Source organism: Candidatus Brevundimonas phytovorans (assembly GCA_029203145.1).
Classification (GTDB): Bacteria; Pseudomonadota; Alphaproteobacteria; order Caulobacterales; family Caulobacteraceae; genus Brevundimonas; species Brevundimonas phytovorans.
On record CP119309.1, the window covers coordinates 287,993 to 309,969 of the forward strand.

The following is a 21,977-nucleotide window of genomic DNA, read 5'->3' on the forward strand; positions in this document are numbered from 1 at the left end:
GCGGTCGGCGCTTAACAGCTGATTTGCCAAAAGTGAATGTTTTACAAGAGCAATTTGACGTTTACTCCGGGCGCTGAACTTAAAGTCGCGCCAGCAGCTCCGCCGCAAAGCTCGACAGGCTGTCGTCGCGCGCCCCCATGACCACCACCCGGTCGCCGGGCCGGGCGATCTCGACGATGCGGTCGCCGCAGTCGGTGCGCGCAGCCAGGGCCTCGGCTTGCCGCCCCTCGGCGCGGACGCCCGCGGCGATGTCCTCGGAGCCTACGCTGCGGTCGGTCGTCCCGCCGTAATAGACCGGCTCGGGCATCAGCAGGACGTCATGCTCGCGCATCAGCCCGGCGAAGCCCGCGATGAACTCCCGCTGCATCAGCTTCAGCGGGCCGAAGCCGTGCGGCTGGAACAGGATCAGCAGCCGGCCGTCAAAGGCGTGCAGGGTCTTCAGCGTGGCGGCGATCTTGTCGGGGTTGTGGGCGAAGTCGTCGATGACGGTGACGCCGTTGTGCGTGCCCACCACCTCCAGCCGCCGCCGGATGCCGGCGAAGCCTTCCAGCGCCGCAACCGCCGCATCGACCGACACGCCCAGCGCCTTGACCGCGCCGAGCGCCGCCAAGGCGTTGGCGACATTGTGCGCGCCGGGGACGTTCAGCACGACCGGACGCGGCGCCTCGCCGCGCACCCGCAGGTCAAAGGTCATGCCGGTGGGCATGGGCGCCAGATCATGCGCCGACAGATCCGCCTCCTCCTCGCCGAGCGCAAAGGTGATCGCCTTGCCGGTCGGTAGCGTCTGAGCCAGCGCCGCCGTCTCGGGATTGTCGAGGTTCAGCACCGCCGTCTGCGCCCGGCCGACGAAGCCGCCGAACAGGTCGCGCAGCTCCTCCATCGACTTGTGGTCCAGCGAGATGTTCGACACGACCGCCACCGTCGGATCATAGCGGGCGATGGAGCCGTCCGACTCGTCCACCTCGGCCACGAACAGATCGGGACCGCCGACCAGGGCGCTGGCGAAGGGGTGGTCCGCATCGGCGAAGTTCTTCATCACCGCGCCGTTGACGACGGTGGGCTTGCGGCCCGCCTGATCCAGAATCCAGGCGACCATGCCGGTGATGGTCGACTTGCCGCTGGTCCCCGCCACCCCGATCGAGGTCGGCGCCGCGTTGAACAGTTCGCTCAGCAGCTGGGGCCGGGTCTTGATGGTGGCGCCGACGCGCCTGGCCGCGCCGATGTCGGGCACCGTGTCCTCGACCGCGCCGGTGGCGACGACGATCTGATCCGGGCGGGTCACGCCCGATCCGTCCTGCGGATGCAGGGCCACGCCGTGGGCGCGCAGCCAGTCGAACTTGTCGGGCGTCCGGCCCTGGTCCAGCGCCCGGTCCGAGCCCGCAATGCGGTTGCCCTGCGCCTGGACGATCATGGCCAGGGGCAGCATGCCGGACCCGCCGACGCCGCAGAAGAAATAGTCTTTGTTCATCGGCTTGATTTTGACGCGCGAAACCGGGGAATGTCCGACGGCCTGACTAGCACGGGCGACGCCGGAGGCCAGCCCCATCCCTACGCCACACTCTGCCAAAACCGGGCCCTTCAAGATCGGCGTCGTCAACGCTAGCTCGCGCCTGGACCCCGAACGGGGGCAAGCGATCCAGGCCTGGATGGATGCCGCCTATCCGGGCGGCGAGGTGCAGCTGGTCTTCCACCCGCAGGCTTTCAACAAGCACGGCCATTTCGGCGGCGACGACGCTACCCGCGCCCGCGCCTTCGTCGAGTTCGCCAATGATCCGCGCCTCGGCGCCATCTGGTTCGCGCGCGGCGGCTATGGCTCGTGCCGCATCGCCGAGGCGGTCCTGCCGCAGCTGACCGATGTGGCGAGGAAGAAGCGCTACCTCGGCTATTCCGACGCCGGCAGTATGCTGGCCCTGCTCTACAAGGCGGGCTTCCCGCATCTGGCCCACGGGCCGATGGCTTCGGACGGGGCGCGCCACGACGCGACCGGGCGCCGCGCGGTGGACTGGCTGGTCAGCGGCGACCGCGCCTCGCTGGAGCCCTCGCTGCTGGACGACCCGCGCCCGGCGGTGGCTTTCAATCTGACGATCTTGAATGAACTGGTCGGCACGGCGCTGGAGCCGGACCTGAGCGGCCACGTCATCATGTTGGAAGAGGTGTCCGAGGCGCTCTACCGCGTCGACCGGATGATGTTCCACCTGACCGGCCAGGCCTCGATCCGGCGCGCGGCGGGCATCCGTCTGGGCCGGGTGTCGGACGTCACGCCCAATGACCCCGACTTCGGCCTGACGGCGGAAGAGATCGTCCGCTACTGGTGCGCGCGCTCCGGCGTTCCCTACCTGGGAACCGCCGACATCGGCCACGACCCCGACAACAAGGTGGTGCCGTTCGGCGCGAACCGCTGACCTCGCAATCCTCCCCTGCGCAGCGGGGGAGGGGGACCATGCGCAGCATGGTGGAGGGGGCGAGATCGGTGCGTCTTCGTTTGAGGTTGGGCGCAGGGTGATCTGAGGCTGAAGTCAGCGCGCGTATCCGCCCCCTCCACCGCCTGCGGCGGTCCCCCTCCCCCGTAAACAGGGGAGGATCAAAGGCGGTTTACCCCTTGAAGGTCAGGCCTTCGGGGCGGGCCTCGAAACCGGACAGCCGACCCAGATAGCTCATGCCCAGCAGCGAGGCGGGCATGTCGGCGTCCACCACCAGGGCCTCGACCGCCGTCAGCTGCACTCCGGCCACCGTCAGGGAGGACAGGACAACGGGCGCCGCCTTCACGGGACCGGCGGCGGTGTTCAGGGTGCGGGTGAAGTCCCCGGCGCCGACGCTGACGCCCGCCTTCTCGGCGTCCGCGCGGCTCAGCGTCACGACGCTGGCGCCGGTGTCCACCAGCATCCGCATGGGCTGTCCGTCCACGACCGCCTCTGCCCAATAATGTCCGTCCGCCGAGCGCACGACCGAAGGGGCGGCGATGGCCGCCTGGGCTTCACCGGCCCCGTCCATCCAGCGCAGGGCGCCGGCGCAGGCCAGCGACGTGGCCAGTGCGGCGGCGAAAACAACAGCAGAGCGCGGTTCGATGCGGATCATGTCGGGGACTGTGCCGCAAGGGTCTTGGCGTCGGGTGAAGCGATACGGCGAACGAAAGGTTGACGGTTGAACGGCGTTACGGGTCGTCTTTGATCCTCCCCTGCGCAGCGGGGGAGGGGGACCATGCGCAGCATGGTGGAGGGGGCGAGGTCGAGACGCCGCAGTTCTGAGATCAGTCGCCAGTGCGGCGAATTGGCTGGAAGTCCAGCGCGTATCCGCCCCCTCCACCGCCTGCGGCGGTCCACCTCCCCCGTGAACGGGGGAGGATCTGCTACGCGCCCAGCAGCGCCGGGTCGATCAAACCCTTGCGCCCGTCCAGCTCGCTCATGATCTTTGCCCGTTCCGCGTCGCTCATCCGGCTCCAGGCGGCGATCTCGGGCAGGGTGCGAAAACAGCCCAGGCACAGGCCGGACGCCCCGTCCACGGTGCAGACCATGACGCAGGGCGTGGCGATGGAACGCGGCGGTCGGGCGGGCCCGGAGGCGGGGACAGGGGCTGCGGGCTGGCTCATGGTTTTATGACGATGAAACTACAATACGTCCGAGATCGGACCAAATTCTTGACTTTTTAACCAAGCGGAGCTATCTAGAGCCCTGACGCGAAACGACTATGACGGTGAGATCCCCGATAAGCACGACGCGTCTTCTTTCATCGTTCAACGAAAGGAGACGCCCAAATGAACGACAAGGACCGTAATCTCCAGCACGCCATGATGTCCTTCGCCCTGTGGGGCGGGATGCTGGTCAACACGAAGCATCTGAATTCCGCCAATAGCCGCGCGGTCAGTCATCCTTCGAACTTTGTGCCCATCACGATCAAACGGCCGCGCGCGTAGTCGCGAGGGTATTTGATCCAACCCGCAAGCCCCGGTCGCATCGACCGGGGTTTTTCAATTCCGCTTGCCTTAACCCGCCGCCCCGCTGAAACCGGCTCCATCATCAAGAGGAGCATCGCCATGGGTCTGATCGTCGAGGAGCGCCGCGGCGCGGTCATGGTCTGGACCCTGACGCGGCCCGACCGGCTGAACGCCCTGCCGGATCTGGACGACGGCGAGGCCTTCGCCACCGCCTGCGAGGCGGTCAACGCCGACCCGTCGATCCGCTGCGTGGTCATGACCGGGGCGGGCCGCGCCTTCTCGGCAGGCGGCGACCTGAAGGCGATGAAGGCCCGCGCCGACCTGTTCGAGGGGTCGGGCGCGGCGATCCGCGAGCGCTACCGCCGCGTCGTCCACCGCATCGTGCGCGCCCTCTATGGATTGGAGGTTCCGCTGATCGCCGCCGTCAACGGCCCGGCCATGGGGCTAGGCTGCGACATCGCCGGCCTGGGCGACATCCGCATCGCCTCGGACCGCGCCAGCTTCGGCGTGCCCTTCATGAAGCTGGGCATCATCCCCGGCGACGGCGGGTCCTGGCTGCTGCCGCGCAACGTCGGCTATGTCCGCGCCGCCGAGATGCTGTTCACCGCCCGCTCGATTGACGCCGAGACGGCCGACCAGTGGGGCCTGGTCAACCGCGTGGTCCCGCACGAGACCCTGATGGAGGAGGCCATGATCACGGCGAACCAGATCGCCGCCCAGCCGCCCCAGGCCCTGCGCATGGCCAAGAGCCTGCTGCGTCAGGGCCGCGACATGAATTTCGATCAGACGCTGGAGTTGTCCGCCGCCATGCAGGCCTTGGCCCACCTGACCGAGGACCACATCGAGGGCGTGACGGCGGTGCTGGAGAAGCGGCCAGGGGAATTTACGGGGAGCTAGGTCGAGAGCGGTCATTTGATCCCGCTCATCCCGGCGGACGCCGGGATCCAGTAAGAGCCACGGATGCGACGGCGGCCTCACGCTTCACAACCAAGGCTGTGCTTGCAGCCAAAGCACTGGATCCCGGCGTCCGCCGGGATGAACGGTGAGGGGGCGGGCCAGCAAAAAGGGGCGCCTCGCGGCGCCCCTTTCCGTTTCTCGTTTTCGCTGACCCTTAGCGGCGGGCCGGCGCCTGCATCGAGCGTGTAGCCGGCACCCCGACGACGCTGGTGTCACGCTTGGCCCCGGCGGTTTCGCCGGGCTTCATGAACTTGACCAGGACGCGCTGGCCGATCAGCAGCGGCGCGTCGTTGACGGCCACGACCACCTCGACCACGCGCTCGTCCGACCGCTGCGAGGGGTCGTCAGATGCCAGCTTGCGGGCGCCGAAGACGGCGGCGCGGCGCAGGACCTTGCCGATATAGACCTTCGACGGGTCGCCTTCAGGCGTGATTTCGACGGCCTGATCGGTGGTGATGTTCGGAATGTCGGCCTCGACGATCTCGGCGCGGGCGATGCGCGGGGCATCGGGCTCCAGATCGAACATGTTCGACACGTTCAGGGTCGAGGCGCCGGCGCCGGGGTTGGCGTAGCGGCGCACGATGCGGCCGTTCTGCGGGGCGCGGATGATGGTCAGTTCGACGTTGTAGGCGGCCTGATCGCGACGGGCGCGGGCGGTCTGGACGGCGGCCTGCTGGGCGCCGAGGCGGGCCTGGGCCTGGGCGATGGCGTCGCGGGCCTGATCCATCTTCTGGGCGGCGACGAAGTTGGTGGCCACCAGCTTCTGAAGGCGGTCGTATTCGCGCTGGGCGGTGGCGATCTCGACATTGATCAGGCGCAGCTGGCTTTCCGCCTGGGCCACGTCGGCCGAGGCGCTTTGCAGCGACAGGCGCGGCTCGTCGTCTTCCTGACGGGCCAGGATCTGACCGGCGACGACGCGGTCGCCTTCCTGCACCAGGACCTCACGCACCACGCCGCCGCGACGGGCCGCGACCTGGATGATGCCGCCCTCGATGTCGATCTTGGCGTTGGCGATGGCGGCGTAAGGGCTCTCGACCTTCTTCTCTTTTTGAGCGGTCTCTTCGGCCTTCTTGGCGGCGCTGGCCTTCTGGACCATGCCGAAGCCGATGACGGCCACGATCAGGGCCACCAGGCCGATCCAGAGCCATTTGTTTTTCAGGAAAGCGGGCATGTGAGGCGTCCTTGAGGATCGGTGTCTAGTGCGAGGCCAGAACGGCGTCGGGATTGGGGGTGCGGCGCTGATCGTCGATGATCACGCCGTCTTCGATGTGGATGACCCGGTCGGCCCAGGCTTCCAGTCGGGGGTCGTGGGTCACGCAGATGACCGCGGCGCCGTGCTCGGTGGCGGCCCGGCGCAGCAGCTTGATCACGACCTGGCCGTTCTCGCCGTCCAGGGCCGAGGTCGGTTCATCGGCGAACAGGATCTGCGGGTCCTTGGCCAGGGCGCGGGCGATGGCGACGCGTTGCTTCTCGCCGCCGGACAGGGCCGCCGGGCGCTGATGCAGGCGATGGCCCAGGCCCACCTCCTCCAGCGCCAGGGTGGCGCGTTTCTTCGCCTGATCCGGGGTCAGACCCTGGAACTTCAGCACTGTCGTCACCTGTTGCAGGGCGCTGAGCGACGGAAACAGGTTGAAGCCCTGGAAGATGAAGCCGCAGTGATCCAGCCGGAACTTGTCGATCTTGCCCGACGAGAAGGACCACATGTCGTCCATGTCCAGGGCGTCAACCCGGCCCGCTTCGGGCTTGAGCAGACCCGACAGGGCGGCGATCAGCGTCGACTTGCCCGAACCGGACGGTCCCATGACCATGGTCAGGTCGCCGTGGCGGGCGTCGAAGTTCACGCCCTTCAGCACCTCGACATAGTTCTTGCCGGACTTGAAGCGCTTGACCAGACCCCTGGCCTCGATGGCGAACTCGCCATGCCGACCTTGAACTTTCGTATGCATGTTCATCGCAGCAGGTCCGCAGGTTGGCTCTTCTTGAGGATGCCCATCGAGAGGAAGCCCGACAGCATGGCGATGGCGATCAGACCGCCGCCGACCACGATCAGCAGGGGCAGGGGCAGGGCGATGATGACGGCCTTGGACATGGCGAACAGCGACAGCAGCCAGGTCAGGCCGATGGCGGCGGCCACGCCGACCACCCCGACCCAGAAGCTCAGCTCCATGACGATGCGACGCAGCGAGCCCATGCCGACGCCCAGGGCGCGCAGCGAGGCGAACTCCTTGATGTTGGCCATGATGGCCCCGCGCAGGGTCTGCCAGGTGATGGCCACGCCGATGATGATGCCCAGCACCACGCAGCCGCCGATGATGATGACCAGGATGCCTTCCTCGAACATGGCGCCGGCGTTGGCGTCGGCCAGTTCCTGACGGGTCCAGGCCTTCCATTGGCCCTTGCCGATTTCGTTCAGCTGGGCGGCGACGATGGCGGCTTGCGACGGGTCGCGCAGCTTGATCATCAGGGGACCGACGCGCGGGCCGGTGTCGGCCTGACCGACCATGCGCAGGGTGTCGCGCGACATGACCACGCCCGGCTGCATCATGTTGGGATAGCCGCGCGTCACGCCGACGACGGTGACGGTCTGGCCGTTGTACAGGGCCTTGTCGCCCAGCTTGACGCCCAGGGTGGTCAGGGCCGTCTCATCGACGGCGACGGTGTAGGGCTGCCGCAGGGCGTCGACCAGTTCGCGGGAATAGTCGGTGGGAATGGTGACCGAGCCCGGCGTGGTGTCGATGATGCTGGACTGGACGAATTTTTGGCGCGGCGCGCCCTGCTTGGCCCGGTCGGCCTGGGACATGGTCGGATCGACCTCCTTCACCGACTGGAAGGTCCCGCCGGCGCCGTCCAGCGGCTGGACCTCGACCACGGCGGGGTGGTTGTAGGCTAGCGGGATGAAGCGGCGCGGCACGCCCGAGGGGCCGCCGATCAGGCTTTTCGCCCCCGGCTGCATGATGATGATGTCCGCGGCCGAGCGCTCGATCTGGGCGGTGAAGCCCTTGCCGATGCCGATAAAGACTCCGGTCATGGCCAGCACCAGCAGACCCGACAGGGCCAGGGCCATGACAGCGGCCATATAACGTCGCCACTCAAAGAGCAGCGTGGATAGCGCGAGCGACATGTCGTGTCTCAAACCCCTGACTTGCAGTGTTATCTGAGGCCGCGGCGGGCTGGGGCCAAGTTAAATCGGGGTAAGGCTTCGGCTTCCCCCGAAGGCCCGGCGGGACTATGGGGGCTTGAGGCCCGTCCACGGACGGCGCTAGTTACACAATAACAGACGCGAGGCGCCGGGCCTTGCGCGCCGGGAGAGCCCCATGTCGCTTCGTCGCACCTTTTCCTTCACCGCCTCGCTAGCGGCCCTCGGCGTCGCCGCCGCCGTCGCCGGGGCCACGGCCACGCCGGCCCGCGCCGACGAGGGCATGTGGACCTTCGACAACTTCCCGATCCAGACGGTGAACGACAAGTATGGCGCCCGCATCGACCAGGCGTGGCTGGACCGTGTCCGCAACGCCGCCGTGCGCCTGCAGGGCTGCTCGGCCTCGTTCGTCTCTGGCGAAGGCCTGATCCTGACCAACCACCACTGCGTCATCTCCTGCGTGCAGGATCTGTCCACGGCCCAGAACGACTACGTCAAGACCGGCTGGATGCCGGCCACCCGTGAAGAAGAGAAGACCTGCCCCGGCCAGACCGCCGAGGTTCTGACCGACATCACCGACGTCACCGAGCGCGTGCTCGGCGCCGGCTCCGGTCTGGAAGGCGCGGCCTTCGTCGCCGCCCGTTCGGCCGAGATCGACAAGATCCAGAAGGAGGCCTGCGGCGATGACCGCAAGCTGACCTGCCAGGTCATCAGCTTCTATCGCGGCGGCAAGTACGCCCTCTACAAGTTCCGCAAGTACGAGGACGTGCGTCTGGCCTTCGCGCCGGAATTCCAGGCGGCCTTCTTCGGCGGCGACCCGGACAATTTCAACTTCCCCCGCTACGCCCTCGATGCCGCCTTCCTGCGCGCCTATGAGGACGGCAAGCCGGTCGCCACGCCCAACCACCTCAAGTGGAACCCGACCGCGCCCAAGGAAGGCGACCTGACCTTCGTCGCCGGCAACCCCGGCTCGACCTCGCGCCTGCTGACCATCAGCCAGCTGGAGCGCCTGCGCGACCAGCAGATCCCGATCACCCTGATCCAGGGTTCGGAACTGCGCGGCCGTCTGGTCGAATATTCGACGCAGGGCGAGGAAGAAAAGCGCGTCGCCCTCGACCCCATCTTCGGCCTGGAGAACAGCTTCAAGGTCTATTACGGCCAGCAGGGGGCCCTGACCGACCCGGCCTTCATGGCCAAGAAGCGCGCCGAGGAGGCCGAACTGCGTCAACGCGTCGCCGCCGATCCGGCCGTGGCCGCGCGCATCGGCGATCCGTGGGGCGACCTGGAAAAGGTGCAGGTCACGGCCCGCGACCTCTATCTGCCCTACCGTCAGCTGGAAGCGAACGCCGGCGGCGGCTCGACCCTCTATTCCTACGCCCGCGCCATTGTCCGCGCCTCCAAGGAACGCGCCAAGCCGGTCGCTGAGCGCCGCGCCGGCTATGCCGACAGCGACATCGCCGCCCTCGGCCGCCGTCTGGCCTCCGAGGCCCCGATCCCGGTCGGCGTCGAGGAAATCCAGCTGTCGCACTGGATGCTGAAGACCCGCGAATACCTGACGGTCGACAGCGCCGACGTGAAGGCCATGCTGGGCAGCGAAAGCCCGGAAACCATCGCCGCCCGTCTGGTCGAATCCAAGCTGATCGACCCGGCCTTCCGCGCCGAAGCCCTGGCCATGACGCCGGAACAACTGGCCTCGTCGGGCGACCCGATGATCGCCTTCGTCCTGGCCAATGACGATGCAGCCCAGGCCGTCCGCACCCAGTGGGACGCCGGCGTCAACGCCCCGACCGCCCGCGCCGCCGAAAAGGTCGCCCAGGCTCGCTTCGCCGTCTATGGCGACAACCTCTACCCCGACGCCACCTTCTCGCTGCGTCTGTCCTATGGCGCGGTTCAGGGGTGGACCTATCGCGGCGTGACCGTGCCCTCCTTCACCTACATGGGCGGCCTGTATCAGCGCGCCACCGGCGCCGAGCCGTTCAACGCGGCCCAGCGCTTCCTCGACGCCGAAAGCCGCATCAACAAGGCGACCGTCTATGACTTCGTCTCGACCAACGACATCATCGGCGGCAACTCCGGCTCGCCGGTGATCAACGCCAAGGGTGAAGTGATCGGCGCCGCCTTCGACGGCAACATCCACTCGCTCGGCGGCTCGTTCGGCTACGACGGCGAACTGAACCGCACGGTGTCGGTCTCGACCGCCGCCATCACCGAGGCCCTGCGCAACGTCTATAACCAGCCGCGCCTGCTGCGCGAACTGGGCGTGACGCGCTAACTTAAGACGCATCTTTCCTCTCCATTCTATGGGGAGGGGGACCGCGTAGCGGTGGAGGGGGCGACGCAAACGTCAGCCGTGGAGTCGCCCCCTCCGTCTCGTCGCCTTCGGCTCCGCGCCACCTCCCCATCGCTGCGCGACAGGGAGGAAAGTACGCCCCCGTCTGACGCAGCGCCCTGCTAGCTTCTCTTGATCCGCGCCGCCGATTTCAGACTATTCAGACGAATTGGACTCTGTTTTTTCCTCGCCAGAGTCTGAACCAGGAGTTCTCCATGCGTCCCATGATCTTCGCCTCGGCCGCCGTCCTGGCCTTCGCCGCCGCCTCTTCCGCCAAGGCAGAGGAAGGCATGTGGACCTACGACAACTTCCCCATCGCCCGCGCCAATCAGACCCTGGGCACGAACATCGACCAGGCCTGGCTGGACCGCGTCCGCCTGTCCTCGGTCAAGTTCGGCGGCTGCTCGGCGGGCGTCATCTCGGGCCAGGGCCTGGTGATGACCAACAACCACTGCGTCGCCACCTGCGTCGCCAACCTGTCCACCCCGCAGCAGCAATACGCCGAAACCGGCTTTACGCCGAAGAGCCGCGAGGAAGAGCTGAAATGCCCCGGCGGCACGGCTGAAATCCTGACCGAGATCGTCGACGTCACCGAACGCCTGCACAAGGCGGGCGAGGGTCTGGACGGTCAGGCCTTCACCCAGGCCCGCGAGGCCGAGGCCGGCCGCATCGAGACCGAGGCCTGCGGCGATGATCCCAAGATCCGCTGCCAGGTCGTCAGCCTGTATCGCGGCGGCCAGTTCAAACTCTACAAGTTCCGCAAATACTCCGACGTGCGTCTGGCCTGGGCGCCGGAAGACCGCGCCGCGACCTTCGGCGGCGATCTGGACAACTTCTCCTTCCCGCGCTTCGCCATCGATGCCGCCTTCATCCGCCTCTATGAGGACGGCAAGCCGGTCGAGACGCCGATCCACTTCACCTGGAATCCGAACAAGCCGACCGAGGGCGAACCCGTCTTCATCACCGGCAACCCCGGCGCGACCCAGCGTCTGCTGACCCAGTCGCAGCTGATGACCATTCGCGACGTGGTCCTGCCGCTGGACCAGCTGATCGCGTCGGAACTGCGCGGTCGTCTGATCCGCTATTCCGAAGAGGGCGAGGAGCAGGCCTTCATCGCCATGGACCCCATCGTCGGCGTCGAGAACACCTACAAGCGCGGTCTGGGCCGGATGCGCGCCCTGACCGATCCCGCCTTCATGGCGTCCAAGGCCGAGGCCGAAGCCGACTTCCGCGCCCGCGCGGCGGGCGGCCAAACCGATCCGTGGGCGACGCTGGACGCGGTTCAGCCTCTGGCGCGCGAGATGTATGCTCCGATGGCCCTGCTGGAAGGCGGCACTGGCATGGGCACCACCTCGGTTGCGGGCGGTTCCTCGCTGTTCCAGTGGGCGCGGGCCATCGTGCGCGGGGCCCAGGAACGCGCCAAGCCGTCGGATCAGCGTCTGGGCGAATACGCCGACAGCCGTCTGCCGGGCGTGCAATCCGGCCTGTTCGCCGAACGCCCGACCTATCCGGCGCTGGAGCAGATCCGTCTGGAATGGTGGCTGTCCAAGACCCGCGAATGGCTGACCGTCGACAGCCCCTATGTCCGCACCCTGCTGGGCAAGGAAAGTCCCGAGGCCCTGTCGGCCCGTCTGGTCGAAGGCACCAGGCTGGCGGACCCAGCCGTGCGTCGGGCCCTGTGGGAAGGCGGCCTGCCCGCCGTCCAGGCCTCGACCGACCCGCTGATCCAGTATGTCCTGGCCATCGACGCCGACGCCCGCGCCGTGCGCACCGCGTGGGACAACCAGGTCAAGGCCCCGACCGACCGCGCCTCGGAACAGCTGGCCGCCGCCCGCTTCGCCGCCTATGGCGACGCTGTCTATCCCGACGCCACCGGCACCCTGCGCCTGACCTATGGCCGGGTCGAGGGCACCGACGTTCCGGGCCAGCGCATTCCGGCCTTCACCACCTTCGCCGGCCTGTGGGACCGCGCCACCGGCGCCGAGCCCTTCGCCGTCGCGCCGAAACTTCTGGCCGCCAGGGACCGCATCGACCCCAACGCCGTGATGGACATGGCCGTCTCGTCCGACACCATCGGCGGCTCGTCGGGTTCGCCCGCCGTCAACGCCAAGGGCGAGATCATCGGCGCCAACTTCGACTCCACCGTCCTGACCCAGCGCAACGCCTACGGCTATGACCGCAACGTCAACCGCAGCGTCATCGTCACCACCCAGGCCGTGACCACGGCCCTGCGCGACGTCTACGGCATGGATCATCTGGTCGCCGAACTGGGCGTCAGCGCGCCCAAGGCCGCCCCGCGTCGGGCGCGTCGTTGATCGCCGCAAGCTTCCGGCCCGCCGCGTCTTCGGACGTGGCGGCGCTGCACCGTCTGGTCGAAAGCGCCTATCGCGGCGACAGCGCGAAAGCGGGCTGGACGCACGAGGCTGATCTGCTGGGCGGCCAGCGCACCGATGAAGCCGAGCTTCTCGACATCCTCGCCGACGCCCGCCGCGTCATCCTGCTGGCCGAGGTCGAGGGCGTCCTGACCGGCTGCGTCCAGGTGGCGGATCAGGGGCAGGGGCTGGCCTACCTCGGCCTGTTGACCGTCGATCCGACCCGTCAGGCCGGCGGTCTGGGCCGCCTGCTGATCGACGCCGCCGAGGCCGAGGCCGTCGCTCGTTTCGGCGCGACGTGCATGGAGATGACCGTCATCCGCCAGCGTTCCGAACTGATCGCCTGGTACGAACGCCGCGGCTATCGCCTGACCGGCGAAACCCGGCCCTTCCCCCTGGACGACGAGCGCTTCGGCCTGCCGCAGACGCGGGAGCTTGAGTTCGTGGTCATGGAAAAGGCGCTCTGACGTCCTTCTCCCTCAAGGGGAGAAGGAGAAACTTACAGATCCCGCATCTGCTTCTGCGCCGCGCTGAAATACTGCCATCCGGTCCACAGGGTGACGATGGCGGCCAGCCAGATCAGGCTGTTGGCGAACAGTTGGAAGGCGGGCAAGTAGTCGAAGTCGAGGCCCCAGCCGTCCCAGTTGCGGGCGAACAGCTGGCAGCCCAGGGCCACCATCTGCAGCGTGGTCTTCCACTTGGCGGCCAGGGTGACAGGCAGGTTGATGCGCCCGGCCATGGTCTCGCGCAGGGCCGAAACCGCGAACTCGCGGAACAGGATCAGGCCGCAGGGGATGATGATCTGCTGCACCGACCCGCTGGTCAGCACACCCAGGATGGCGCCCGTGACCAGGATCTTGTCGGCGATCGGGTCCAGGATGGCGCCCCAGCGCGTCTCGGCGTTCCAGCGCCGCGCCAGATAGCCGTCGACCCAGTCGGTCGAGGCGGCGATGACGAAGATCCAGAAGCCGGTGCGGTACAGGGCGAACTGGTCGTCGGGGCTCAGCATGGCCGAGAAGAAGGGGATGCCGCTGGTCGCGCCCGCCAAAAGCAGGAACATGACCACGCCCGCGCCCAGGCGGATGCTGGTCAGGATGTTCGGAATCGGGTTGGCTTTGTGGGCAGGGGTCATCATCACGTCCATTGCAACGCCTGAGGGTGTGCCACGGTTCGCCACCCGAGGCGAGGGCGGCGAACTGTCCCCCTTTTTGCGGCGCCTCAGCCCAGGGGCTCGAACCGCTTGGCACCCGTCAGCTTGGACAGGATGCCGTCGGCGATGCCGAAGTGCAGGCCGCTGAGGACCAGATCGCCCGCCGCCTCGCGCGCGGCGATCCAGGGGAAGGTCCGCAGGTTGTCGATCGACAGGCGAACCACGGCCTCCTCGGCGGCGCGCTCGACCTGATCGGCAGGGAACTCCTCGACCACGCGGCGCACGACCGGCGCCCCCTGGGCGACCCAGGGAGCGACGAAGTCCTGACAGTTGGAGGGCGAGCCGTTCAGCATGGCGTTGACGCCGCCGCAGTAGGCGTGGCCCATGACGACGATCCGTTTGACCTTCAGCACATTGACGCCGAACTCCAGCGCCGCCGAGACGCCGTGCAGCTTGCCGTCCGGCTCATAGGGCGGGACCAGGTTGGCGACGTTGCGCACCACGAACAGTTCCCCTGGCGCGGTGTCGAAGATCAGGGCCGGATCGGCGCGGCTGTCGGAACAGGCCACGACCAGGGTGTGCGGCTTCTGGCCATTGACGGCCAAGGCCTCATACTCGGCGCGCTCGGCGGGCCAGCGGTTCTGGCGGAAGCGGTGATAGCCGTCGGTCAGTTCATCGGTCATGGGCGCTTTCCTAAACCCGCAGCGGTTTCCGGCTCAAGTGCTGATCAGGACTTATGGAAGAAGGCGTGGATGCGCTCGGCCAGGGCCTGATTGACGCCGGGGACCTTGATCAGGTCGGCGACGGCGGCGCGCGACACGCCCTTGGCCGAACCGAAGGCGTGCAGCAGGGCCTTCTTGCGTCCCGGCCCGACGCCCTCGATCTCATCCAGCGGGTTCTTCTTGATATCCATCGAGCGACGCTTGGCGTGGGCGCCGTTGGCGAAGCGGTGGGCCTCGTCGCGCAGGCGCTGGATGTAGTAGAGGGCCGGGCTCTTGAGCGGCAGCATGAAGGGCGGCTTGCCGGGCATGAAGAAATGCTCCTTGCCCGCGTCCCGGTCCGGTCCCTTGGCCACGCCGACGGCGGGGATGTCGTCCACGCCCAGGTCAGCCAGCACCGCCAGCACCTCGGCCAGTTGCCCGGCGCCGCCGTCGATCAGCAGCAGGTCGGGGCGCTCGACCGTCTCGCCGGCCTCCTCGTCCTTGACCATCTTGCCAAAGCGCCGCCGCATGACCTCGCGCATCATGCCGTAGTCGTCGCCGGGGGTCAGATCTTCGCCCCGGATGTTGAACTTGCGGTACTGGTTCTTGCGGAAGCCCTCTGGCCCGGCGACGATCATGCCGCCGACGGCGTTGGTGCCCTGAATGTGGGCGTTGTCATAGACCTCGATCCGCTCGGGTCGCGCGTCCAGACCGAAGGCCTCGCAGACCTCGTCCAGGATCTTCGACGTGGCCGAGTTCTCGGCCAGCTTGCGCCCCAGGGCCTCGCGGGCGTTGGTCAGGGCGTGATCGACCAGGCTGAGCTTGCCGCCGCGCAAGGGCCGGGCGATCTCGACCCTATGCTCGGCCTTCATCGAAAAGGCGGCCTCCAGCAACTCCAGCTCATGCGGACGCACGTTGGACAGGATCAGGCGCGGGATCGGCTTGTCCTCGTAGAACTGACCGAGGAAGGCGGCGAGGATTTCGGGATCGCTGTCCGTCTTGTCCACGCGCGGGAAATAGGCGCGACCGCCCCAGTTCTGGCCCGCGCGATAGAAGAAGACCTGGACGCAGGCCTGACCGCCCTCGGCGTGCAGGGCGAAGACGTCGGCCTCGGCCACACCGTCGGCGCTGACGCTGTTCTGCATCGAGATGGCCGACAGGGCGCGGATGCGGTCGCGCACGCGGGCCGCGGTCTCGAAGTCCATCTCGTCGGAGGCGGCCTGCATCTCCTGCGACAGGCGGCCGATGACGGCGCGCGACTTGCCGCGCAGGAAGGCTTCCGCCTCCGTGACCAGCTCACCGTAGTCCTCCAGCGAGATCAGGCCGGTGCAGGGCGCCGAGCAGCGCTTGATCTGGTGCAGCATGCAGGGCCGCGTCCGCGTCTCGTAAACGCTGTCCGAGCAGGAGCGCAGCAGGAAGGCCTTCTGTAGGGTGTTCAGCGTATTATTGACCGCCCAGGTCGAGGCGAAGGGGCCGAAATAGTCGCCGGGAATGGTGTGGGCGCCGCGATGCTTCCTGACCTGGGGGGCGCGATGGTCGCGGCGTATCATCAGCTCGGCGAAGGACTTGTCGTCGCGCAACAGGACATTGAAGCGCGGCTTCAGCTTCTTGATGAAGTTGGATTCGAGCAGCAGGGCCTCGGTCTCCGAGGCCGTGACCACCAGCTCCATCGACCGGGTCAGGGACACCATCAGGCCGATGCGCTGGGTATGGAAACGCCCCTGCGCATACTGGACGACGCGCTTCTTCAGCGACTTGGCCTTGCCGACATAGAGGCAGGTCCCGTCCTCGCCGTACATGCGATAGACGCCGGGCTTGTCGGGGGCGCGACGGGCTTCGTCGGCGATCAGCGCGGCGGCTTGCAGCGGCAGCGGGGCGTCGTCGGCGGCGTCCAGAATGTCGGTGGTCTCGTCGGTCATCGGGCGGGATATAGGGTCAGGAGCGGCGAACCAGAACCACGCCGCCGATCACCAGGGCGACGCCAGCGATGCGGCCCAGGCTCAGCGGCTGTCTGGCGACGCCCAGGGCGCCGAAATGGTCGAGGATCAGGCTGAGCGCCAGCTGCCCGGCGACCATCAGGGTGATGGTGGTGGCCACCCCCAGACGCGGCACGCCCCAGGCGGCGGAAATGACAAAGGCGCAGCCGTAGAAGCCGCCCATCCACGCCCACCAGGGCAGAGCCTTCATCGCGCCGACGTCGGGGCGCGTCTGCATCGCCAGGGCCAGCAGGCCCAGGGCCACCGTGCCGACGGCGAAGGAGATGAAGGCGGCGTTCAGCGGCGAGCCGACCGCCGTGACCAGTCTGGCGTTGGTCGGACCCTGCAAGGCCGTGGCGGCGCCCGCCATCAGCAAGGTCAGAAAGACAAGAAGGGGAACCTGCATGGGCCGTCTCTACCAGTTCGGATCGGCGGGCGCGCCGCCGAAGATCTCGGCCAGGCGGTCGCGGGTGGCGCGGGTCGTATCCTCGGGCAGGGCGTCGGGGGCGAACCAGCCGATCTCGGCGATCTCGCCATGGCTGGTGCGTTCGGTCAGGTCGAAGGCGTCGATGGCGAAGACCAGAACGTGATCCCCCGGAAAGAAACGCTCGTTGGAGTGGACCGAGATCAGGCGCGGCTCGGCCTTGGCGATTAGTCCCGCCTCTTCGCGCAGTTCCCGGACCACGGCGGCCTGGGTCGTCTCGCCCTTGTCCACCCCGCCGCCCGGCAGCCACCAGCCGTGCAGATAGGTGTGCTTGACCAGCAGCACCCGGCCCTCGCTGTCGACCGCCAGTCCGCGCACGCCCAGGGTCATGCCCCGCCGCATCCGCGAGACGGCGAAGAAGACAGGCCGGGTGAAGGGCTCGATTCGGGTGCGCCAGGTGGTCATGCGGTCACGATAGGCTTTGGCGGGGCGGCTTGAACAGTCGCGCCTGTGCCTCTATGCGAAGCTTTGAACAGGAGCCTTCCCATGCTGGCCATCGCCATCATCTTCGCCTTCATCGCCGTCATCGCCGCCGTGAACTTCTTCGAGTTCGGCCGGGTTGACTGAATCGGCCGCCGGCGCGGGCGGGTTCGACTGGCGTCACGCCGGGGACCATGTCCGCGTCCTGTTGTCGGATGTGGCGGTCGATGTGCGCATCGGCCTGCACCCGTGGGAGCGGCACCCCGAGCGCCCCACGCGGCTGATCGTCAATGTCGAGATGTTCGCGGCCTGGCCTTTGGCGCAGGGCGACTTCATCGATTACGACCGGGTGCGCGATCACATCAACGGCTGGCGTGGGCGTGAGCACGTCGAGTTGCTGGAAACCCTGGTCGAGGAGCTGATCGGCGTCTGTTTCGCCCTGCCGCCGGTCGAGGCCTGCCGGGTGCGGATCACCAAGCCGGACATCTTCCCCGAGGCCGCGGCGGCGGGCGTGGAAATCTTCCGCCGCAGGCCGGGCTGAATGGGCGAGCCCCTGAACAAGGTCGTGCTGATCACCGGGGCCGCGCGGCGCGTCGGCGCCGGGCTGGCGCGGTCGCTGGCCGAGGCGGGCTGGGACGTGGCCGTCCATCATCGCGGCGGGGCGGACGAGGCCGCCGCCCTCGTGGCCGAACTCAGCGCCAAGGGCGTGCGGGCCGCGGCCTTTCAGGCCGACCTCAATCAGGCGAGCGAGCGCGACGGCCTGATCGACCGCGTGGTCGGCCAGTTCGGACGGATCGACGCTCTGGTGAACAACGCCTCCCTGTTCCGCTATGATACCCTGTCGACCCTGACCGAGGCGTCGTGGGGCGAGCATCTGGCCTCGAACCTGACCGCGCCGGTCTTCCTGATCCGCGACTTCGCCCGCGCCATCGAGGCGGCGAACGGGCAGGGGGCGGTGGTCAATATTCTGGATCACAAGGTCGATAGTCCGAACCCGGACTTCTTCGCCTATACGGCGGGCAAGGTCGGTCTGGCGGGGCTGACGCGGACGCTCGCCATGGGGCTGGCGCCCCGCATCCGTCTTTGCGGCGTCTCGCCCGGCCTGATCCTGCGCAGCGGCGAGCAGACCGAGGCGGAGTATGAGGCGGCGTGGCGCGATACGCCGCTGGGGCGCGGCGCCTCGCTGGAGGATGTGGCCCGCACCGTGCGTTTCGTGCTCGAGACGCCCAGCCTGACGGGGCAGAACCTGACCATCGACGGGGGCGAGAGCCTGATCGGTCGCGGGCGGGACGTGGCCTTTGACGGCATCCCGCTTCCCTGAGACCGCCTTTACTTCGCCGCCGTCACGGTGTTGATGCGCGAACCCTTCGCGGCGGCTATATGAAGCGCTCGCGTTTTCGGAACCCTTGCCCCTGATGCCTGCCGTCCAGTTCACCCGCCGCTTCTCGATGGCGCACCGGCTGATCGCCGATGCGGGGTCCAAGTGCGCCGTGCCGCACGGGCACAATGAGTTCGTCAAGGTGACGCTGGAGCCGACGGCCGAGATCGCCTTTGGCCAGTCGAACCACGCCGCCTCGTTTGAAAACCTGAAGCGGCGCTGGCACGGGTTTGTCGACCGCAGCCTGGACCATGCCTTCCAGCTGAACCGCGCCGACCCGCTGCTGGACTGGTTCCAGAGCCATGAGCCGCAGCGGCTGAACCAGGTCCTGACCATCGAGGGCGATCCCACGACCGAGGCCCTGGTCATCGCGCTCTGGCGAAAATTGGAAGCCATCCTCACGGCCGAGGGCCTGCCCTTCCGCCTGGCGGAACTGGCCATCGAGGAGACGCCGACCAATACCGTGCTGACGCGCGGCCTGACCGAGGCCGAGCGGGCCTGGAAGCTGGGCGACTGGTGCGACCGGGCCGATTTCAGCATCAATGACCTTCTGCCGCCGGAGACCTGGTCGTGAGCGCCGTCGTCGCCCCCTTCACCGCGTCCGAGCCGCGCCGTCTGGGCCTGACCGTGCTGGTGCGCGGGCTGGAGGTTCAGGCCGCCATCGGGGTTCATGCCCATGAGCATGGTCGGCTGCAGCCCCTGGTCGTGGACGTCGAGCTGGACCTCGGCGCCGGGCCGATCAATCGTCTGTCCGATACCCTGGACTATGAGGGTGTGGCCCGGATCGCTCGCGAACTGGCGGGCGGCGAGCACGTGGCCCTGGTCGAGACCTTCGCCGAACGGGTGGCCCTGGCCTGTCTGGCGGATCATCGCGTTCTGGCGGTCAAGGTGCGGGTCGAGAAGCCCGGCGCCATTCCCGGCGCGGCGGCGGCGGGGTGCGAAGTCGCCTATTCGCGCTGAGGCCGGTTGCGCGGCGCGTCGCCTCCCGCCATTGTCTCGCTTGAACAAGAGGTTCCGATGGTCCAGTCCGGCGATTACAGCAGCAACAGCCCGGCCTCGTCCGACCAGGCCGGCGACCTGACCAGCCTCTATGTCGGCTATGCTCTGATCCTGTTCGCCGTGCCGACCTTTGGCGTGGCCGCGGCGATCGGCCTGTTGCGGATGTGGCGCAAGGCGCCGCCTGCGGATCCTCTGGCGCGGACCCATTTCATCTTCCAGCAGCGGACGTTGTTCGCCGCCGTGGCCTCCATCATCGGCGGGGTGGTGCTGATCCTGATCAACGTCGGGGTCTTCGTCCTGTTCGTCATGGCGGTGTGGACCATCGTGCGCGGCGCCCTGGGTCTGAAAGACCTGCTGCAAGGCCGCCCCATCCGCCATCCCCTTCGTCTGTTCTATTAGAGGCCGGCCATGACCGATCAGATTTCCCAGGCGCGCGGCAATGGTCGGGATGGGGCGGTCCTAGCCTGGATCCTCTATATTCTGTCGATCCCCAGCGCCAACCTGCTGGTGCTGGCGGGGCTGGTGGTGGCCTATGCCTGCCGCGGTTCGGCGACGGGTCTGGCGGCCCAGCATATCGAGGCCCAGATCAAGCTGTTCTGGTCGGTCTTCTGGATCACCGTGGTGCTGTGGGGGCTGATCGCGGTCAGCGCCGTGGCCTCGCTCTTCCTGATCGGCATCCCCTTCCTGCTGCTGTTCGGACTTCTTTTGCTGCTGGTGTCGATCTGGTTCACGGTGAAAAGCGTTCTGGGTCTGCTGGCCCTGCTCAATGATCGGCCGGCCTGATTTCAGGAGCCGTCATGACCGCCTTTCGCGACCAGCCCGCCGACCATCGCTTTCAGCAGGAGTTCGCTGACGCCGACGGGGTCGAGCATTCCGTCTGGGCCGAGTATGCGGTGCGCGGCCACGCCCGCGTCATCCTGCACGTCGAGGCCCATCCGGCCTTGCGCGGCACGGGGGCGGCGGGAAAGTTCATGCAGGCTCTGGCCGAGCATGCGCGGGCCGAGAAGCTGACTTTGGTCCCGCATTGCAGCTATGCGGTGGCGTGGCTCAAACGGCATCCCGAGTACGCAGACGTTCTCGGTTCCTAGTGGGCCGCGTCGTCGGCCCTTCGAGACTTCACGACCCGACGCGGGCATGATGTTGGGCCGCGGTCAAAAGACTCCGCCTTTTCGACCCGACGCGGCCTGGCGCTTCGCGCGCGCTCAAGCAGCGAGGCTCCGCGAGCCGAGCGATAGCGCCCTTGATCTGCGCTCAGGCAGCGAGCGACCGCGTCGCTCGCGTTAGCGCCCTTCAAGCGTCATGGATGGCTCTTGGCGATGATGGCCTTCATGGTCTCGGCCTTGACCGGCAGGTCCTGAGCCAGGCGTTGAGCCAGTTCGCGGGCGCCGACGGGGTAGGCGTCGCCGCCCTCGGCGATTTCGCGGGCCATGTCGGCGGCCTTCAGCAGCACCGCTTCCAGCGCCTCGACCTGCTCGAGCGCCAGGGCGCGCGCCTCGGCTTGCAGGCGTTTGACACGCTCGGCGGTGGTCTCTGGCGCACGCATCAGGTCATAGACCTCGGCCTCGGGGGAGGAGACAACCCTCAGGTTGGGACGGTCGTCGGATTCAGGACTGTTCGATTTCGACATGATGCACCCTTCGACACGACAATGCCGCAATTTCTGCGCCGTTCCCTGACTCATCTGAGGGAGGCGCGGAGTTTTGCGCTTCTGTGGCGCCCAAGCCTCAGGCCCGGGCGGTCCAGGGCGGATCGTCCGGCGGCAGACGCGCGCCGCGCGCGAGCGCCTCATCGCGCTTGCGGGCGACTTGAGACCACGATTGAGGAGGCTCGCGTTCGCCTGCCGCCTTCGCACGTTCATATCCTGGGTCGCGCGCCGAAACCCGCCGCGACCTGTCCGCTGGGCTTCAGCGCCCTTGACCGGAGACCGCGACGGACGCCGCGCGGCCCGACAAGGACCCCGCTCCATCCGCTCCCGCCGCCCGCAAGGTCGCAGGCCTTACGAGCCCTCCATGCGACGGAACGAGCGCAGGGTGGCATGGGCGCTGGGTGGGGCGAGCTGAATGGGGATGGCGGAGGGGGAAGGGCGGGAAATTGCTGGGGTTGGGGCGGGGCGGTAGGCATGTCTTTCCCTTCTCCCCTTGCGG

Annotated in this window: 25 protein-coding genes; 13 read left to right on the top strand and 12 right to left on the bottom strand. The window is 67.8% G+C overall.

Features of this window, described 5'->3' with window-relative positions:
• Positions 1-79 precede the first annotated feature (79 nt).
• Positions 80-1,468, bottom strand: coding sequence for a Mur ligase family protein (locus tag P0Y52_01380; GenBank protein ID WEK58215.1), 1,389 nt, complete (start codon positions 1,466-1,468; stop codon positions 80-82).
• 115 nt (positions 1,469-1,583) lie between these two features.
• Here P0Y52_01380 and P0Y52_01385 point away from each other — a divergent pair, with 115 nt between their 5' ends.
• A complete protein-coding gene (locus P0Y52_01385) occupies positions 1,584-2,402 on the top strand; it encodes an LD-carboxypeptidase (protein ID WEK59423.1) in 819 nt (272 codons plus the stop codon).
• A 190-nt stretch (positions 2,403-2,592) separates the two neighbouring features.
• Here the strand turns inward: P0Y52_01385 and P0Y52_01390 are convergent, their stop codons facing one another.
• Together P0Y52_01390 and P0Y52_01395 are read right to left on the bottom strand one after the other, a co-directional pair.
• Entirely contained in the window at positions 2,593-3,075 is a 483-nt protein-coding gene (locus P0Y52_01390) for a TIGR02281 family clan AA aspartic protease (GenBank protein WEK58216.1), read from the bottom strand.
• A gap of 271 nt (positions 3,076-3,346) precedes the next feature.
• The gene (locus tag P0Y52_01395) at positions 3,347-3,586 is read right to left on the bottom strand and encodes a DUF1289 domain-containing protein (protein WEK58217.1); all 240 of its coding nucleotides are present in this window, start codon (positions 3,584-3,586) and stop codon (positions 3,347-3,349) included.
• Between the two features lie 165 nt (positions 3,587-3,751).
• On the opposite strand from P0Y52_01395, the gene P0Y52_01400 reads away from it, so the two are divergent.
• A complete protein-coding gene (locus tag P0Y52_01400) occupies positions 3,752-3,910 on the top strand; it encodes a hypothetical protein (GenBank protein ID WEK58218.1) in 159 nt (52 codons plus the stop codon).
• 120 nt (positions 3,911-4,030) lie between these two features.
• Positions 4,031-4,828 carry a crotonase/enoyl-CoA hydratase family protein gene (locus P0Y52_01405; protein WEK58219.1) on the top strand — a complete coding sequence of 266 codons (798 nt, stop codon included), beginning with the start codon at positions 4,031-4,033 and terminating at the stop codon, positions 4,826-4,828.
• A gap of 214 nt (positions 4,829-5,042) precedes the next feature.
• Here the strand turns inward: P0Y52_01405 and P0Y52_01410 are convergent, their stop codons facing one another.
• From P0Y52_01410 to P0Y52_01420, 3 genes are read right to left on the bottom strand one after another with little or no spacing between them, the layout of a single operon-like run.
• A complete protein-coding gene (locus P0Y52_01410) occupies positions 5,043-6,059 on the bottom strand; it encodes a biotin/lipoyl-binding protein (protein WEK58220.1) in 1,017 nt (338 codons plus the stop codon).
• A 25-nt stretch (positions 6,060-6,084) separates the two neighbouring features.
• A complete protein-coding gene (locus P0Y52_01415; protein WEK58221.1) occupies positions 6,085-6,834 on the bottom strand; it encodes an ABC transporter ATP-binding protein in 750 nt (249 codons plus the stop codon).
• Between the two features lie 2 nt (positions 6,835-6,836).
• The gene (locus tag P0Y52_01420) at positions 6,837-8,009 is read right to left on the bottom strand and encodes an ABC transporter permease (protein ID WEK58222.1); all 1,173 of its coding nucleotides are present in this window, start codon (positions 8,007-8,009) and stop codon (positions 6,837-6,839) included.
• 193 nt (positions 8,010-8,202) lie between these two features.
• Here P0Y52_01420 and P0Y52_01425 point away from each other — a divergent pair, with 193 nt between their 5' ends.
• The 3 genes from P0Y52_01425 to P0Y52_01435 all read left to right on the top strand — a co-directional run bounded on the left by P0Y52_01425 (position 8,203) and on the right by P0Y52_01435 (position 13,192).
• Positions 8,203-10,296 (top strand): S46 family peptidase, encoded by a 2,094-nt coding sequence (locus tag P0Y52_01425; GenBank protein WEK58223.1) that lies wholly within the window; start codon positions 8,203-8,205, stop codon positions 10,294-10,296.
• Between the two features lie 272 nt (positions 10,297-10,568).
• On the top strand, positions 10,569-12,668 hold the full coding sequence (locus P0Y52_01430) for a S46 family peptidase (protein WEK58224.1): 2,100 nt from the start codon (positions 10,569-10,571) through the stop codon (positions 12,666-12,668).
• On the top strand, positions 12,665-13,192 hold the full coding sequence (locus P0Y52_01435; protein ID WEK58225.1) for a GNAT family N-acetyltransferase: 528 nt from the start codon (positions 12,665-12,667) through the stop codon (positions 13,190-13,192). Before P0Y52_01430 ends, P0Y52_01435 begins: the two co-directional genes overlap by 4 nt.
• A gap of 32 nt (positions 13,193-13,224) precedes the next feature.
• On the opposite strand, the gene pgsA is transcribed toward P0Y52_01435, so the two are convergent.
• The 5 genes from pgsA to P0Y52_01460 form a co-directional block, all read right to left on the bottom strand.
• Positions 13,225-13,857, bottom strand: a complete 633-nt coding sequence (gene pgsA, locus P0Y52_01440) for a CDP-diacylglycerol--glycerol-3-phosphate 3-phosphatidyltransferase (protein ID WEK58226.1) — start codon at positions 13,855-13,857, stop codon at positions 13,225-13,227.
• A gap of 86 nt (positions 13,858-13,943) precedes the next feature.
• The gene (locus P0Y52_01445; GenBank protein ID WEK58227.1) at positions 13,944-14,558 is read right to left on the bottom strand and encodes a carbonic anhydrase; all 615 of its coding nucleotides are present in this window, start codon (positions 14,556-14,558) and stop codon (positions 13,944-13,946) included.
• Between the two features lie 44 nt (positions 14,559-14,602).
• Entirely contained in the window at positions 14,603-16,495 is a 1,893-nt protein-coding gene (gene uvrC, locus P0Y52_01450; protein ID WEK58228.1) for an excinuclease ABC subunit UvrC, read from the bottom strand.
• A 16-nt stretch (positions 16,496-16,511) separates the two neighbouring features.
• Positions 16,512-16,958, bottom strand: a complete 447-nt coding sequence (locus P0Y52_01455; protein ID WEK58229.1) for a DMT family transporter — start codon at positions 16,956-16,958, stop codon at positions 16,512-16,514.
• 9 nt (positions 16,959-16,967) lie between these two features.
• A complete protein-coding gene (locus P0Y52_01460) occupies positions 16,968-17,441 on the bottom strand; it encodes an NUDIX domain-containing protein (GenBank protein ID WEK58230.1) in 474 nt (157 codons plus the stop codon).
• 154 nt (positions 17,442-17,595) lie between these two features.
• Here P0Y52_01460 and P0Y52_01465 point away from each other — a divergent pair, with 154 nt between their 5' ends.
• The 7 genes from P0Y52_01465 to P0Y52_01495 all read left to right on the top strand — a co-directional run bounded on the left by P0Y52_01465 (position 17,596) and on the right by P0Y52_01495 (position 20,921).
• A complete protein-coding gene (locus P0Y52_01465) occupies positions 17,596-17,997 on the top strand; it encodes a dihydroneopterin aldolase (GenBank protein WEK58231.1) in 402 nt (133 codons plus the stop codon).
• On the top strand, positions 17,998-18,777 hold the full coding sequence (locus P0Y52_01470) for an SDR family oxidoreductase (protein ID WEK58232.1): 780 nt from the start codon (positions 17,998-18,000) through the stop codon (positions 18,775-18,777).
• Positions 18,778-18,871: 94 nt separating this feature from the next.
• Positions 18,872-19,408, top strand: coding sequence for a 6-carboxytetrahydropterin synthase (locus tag P0Y52_01475; GenBank protein WEK59424.1), 537 nt, complete (start codon positions 18,872-18,874; stop codon positions 19,406-19,408).
• Positions 19,405-19,794, top strand: a complete 390-nt coding sequence (folB, locus tag P0Y52_01480; protein ID WEK58233.1) for a dihydroneopterin aldolase — start codon at positions 19,405-19,407, stop codon at positions 19,792-19,794. Before P0Y52_01475 ends, folB begins: the two co-directional genes overlap by 4 nt.
• A gap of 57 nt (positions 19,795-19,851) precedes the next feature.
• Positions 19,852-20,232: a serine/threonine protein kinase gene (locus tag P0Y52_01485; protein WEK58234.1), complete on the top strand. Its 381-nt coding sequence runs from the start codon at positions 19,852-19,854 to the stop codon at positions 20,230-20,232.
• 9 nt (positions 20,233-20,241) lie between these two features.
• Positions 20,242-20,616 carry a hypothetical protein gene (locus P0Y52_01490; protein ID WEK58235.1) on the top strand — a complete coding sequence of 125 codons (375 nt, stop codon included), beginning with the start codon at positions 20,242-20,244 and terminating at the stop codon, positions 20,614-20,616.
• Between the two features lie 14 nt (positions 20,617-20,630).
• Positions 20,631-20,921 carry a GNAT family N-acetyltransferase gene (locus P0Y52_01495; protein WEK58236.1) on the top strand — a complete coding sequence of 97 codons (291 nt, stop codon included), beginning with the start codon at positions 20,631-20,633 and terminating at the stop codon, positions 20,919-20,921.
• A 209-nt stretch (positions 20,922-21,130) separates the two neighbouring features.
• Here the strand turns inward: P0Y52_01495 and P0Y52_01500 are convergent, their stop codons facing one another.
• Positions 21,131-21,460, bottom strand: a complete 330-nt coding sequence (locus P0Y52_01500; GenBank protein WEK58237.1) for a hypothetical protein — start codon at positions 21,458-21,460, stop codon at positions 21,131-21,133.
• Positions 21,461-21,977: the final 517 nt, after the last annotated feature.

Bases quoted from the DNA above. Each gene is read 5' to 3' on its own strand.
- P0Y52_01495 (WEK58236.1), top strand. From the start codon at position 20,631: ATGACCGCCTTTCGCGACCAGCCCGCCGACCATCGCTTTCAGCAGGAG.
- P0Y52_01380 (WEK58215.1), bottom strand. From the start codon at position 1,468: ATGAACAAAGACTATTTCTTCTGCGGCGTCGGCGGGTCCGGCATGCTG.
- P0Y52_01500 (WEK58237.1), bottom strand. From the start codon at position 21,460: ATGTCGAAATCGAACAGTCCTGAATCCGACGACCGTCCCAACCTGAGG.
- pgsA (WEK58226.1), bottom strand. From the start codon at position 13,857: ATGACCCCTGCCCACAAAGCCAACCCGATTCCGAACATCCTGACCAGC.
- P0Y52_01445 (WEK58227.1), bottom strand. From the start codon at position 14,558: ATGACCGATGAACTGACCGACGGCTATCACCGCTTCCGCCAGAACCGC.
- uvrC (WEK58228.1), bottom strand. From the start codon at position 16,495: ATGACCGACGAGACCACCGACATTCTGGACGCCGCCGACGACGCCCCG.
- P0Y52_01490 (WEK58235.1), top strand. From the start codon at position 20,242: ATGACCGATCAGATTTCCCAGGCGCGCGGCAATGGTCGGGATGGGGCG.
- P0Y52_01455 (WEK58229.1), bottom strand. From the start codon at position 16,958: ATGCAGGTTCCCCTTCTTGTCTTTCTGACCTTGCTGATGGCGGGCGCC.
- P0Y52_01390 (WEK58216.1), bottom strand. From the start codon at position 3,075: ATGATCCGCATCGAACCGCGCTCTGCTGTTGTTTTCGCCGCCGCACTG.
- P0Y52_01430 (WEK58224.1), top strand. From the start codon at position 10,569: ATGCGTCCCATGATCTTCGCCTCGGCCGCCGTCCTGGCCTTCGCCGCC.
- P0Y52_01395 (WEK58217.1), bottom strand. From the start codon at position 3,586: ATGAGCCAGCCCGCAGCCCCTGTCCCCGCCTCCGGGCCCGCCCGACCG.
- P0Y52_01410 (WEK58220.1), bottom strand. From the start codon at position 6,059: ATGCCCGCTTTCCTGAAAAACAAATGGCTCTGGATCGGCCTGGTGGCC.
- P0Y52_01470 (WEK58232.1), top strand. From the start codon at position 17,998: ATGGGCGAGCCCCTGAACAAGGTCGTGCTGATCACCGGGGCCGCGCGG.
- P0Y52_01475 (WEK59424.1), top strand. From the start codon at position 18,872: ATGCCTGCCGTCCAGTTCACCCGCCGCTTCTCGATGGCGCACCGGCTG.
- P0Y52_01405 (WEK58219.1), top strand. From the start codon at position 4,031: ATGGGTCTGATCGTCGAGGAGCGCCGCGGCGCGGTCATGGTCTGGACC.
- P0Y52_01400 (WEK58218.1), top strand. From the start codon at position 3,752: ATGAACGACAAGGACCGTAATCTCCAGCACGCCATGATGTCCTTCGCC.
- P0Y52_01425 (WEK58223.1), top strand. From the start codon at position 8,203: ATGTCGCTTCGTCGCACCTTTTCCTTCACCGCCTCGCTAGCGGCCCTC.
- P0Y52_01415 (WEK58221.1), bottom strand. From the start codon at position 6,834: ATGCATACGAAAGTTCAAGGTCGGCATGGCGAGTTCGCCATCGAGGCC.
- P0Y52_01485 (WEK58234.1), top strand. From the start codon at position 19,852: ATGGTCCAGTCCGGCGATTACAGCAGCAACAGCCCGGCCTCGTCCGAC.
- P0Y52_01420 (WEK58222.1), bottom strand. From the start codon at position 8,009: ATGTCGCTCGCGCTATCCACGCTGCTCTTTGAGTGGCGACGTTATATG.
- P0Y52_01460 (WEK58230.1), bottom strand. From the start codon at position 17,441: ATGACCACCTGGCGCACCCGAATCGAGCCCTTCACCCGGCCTGTCTTC.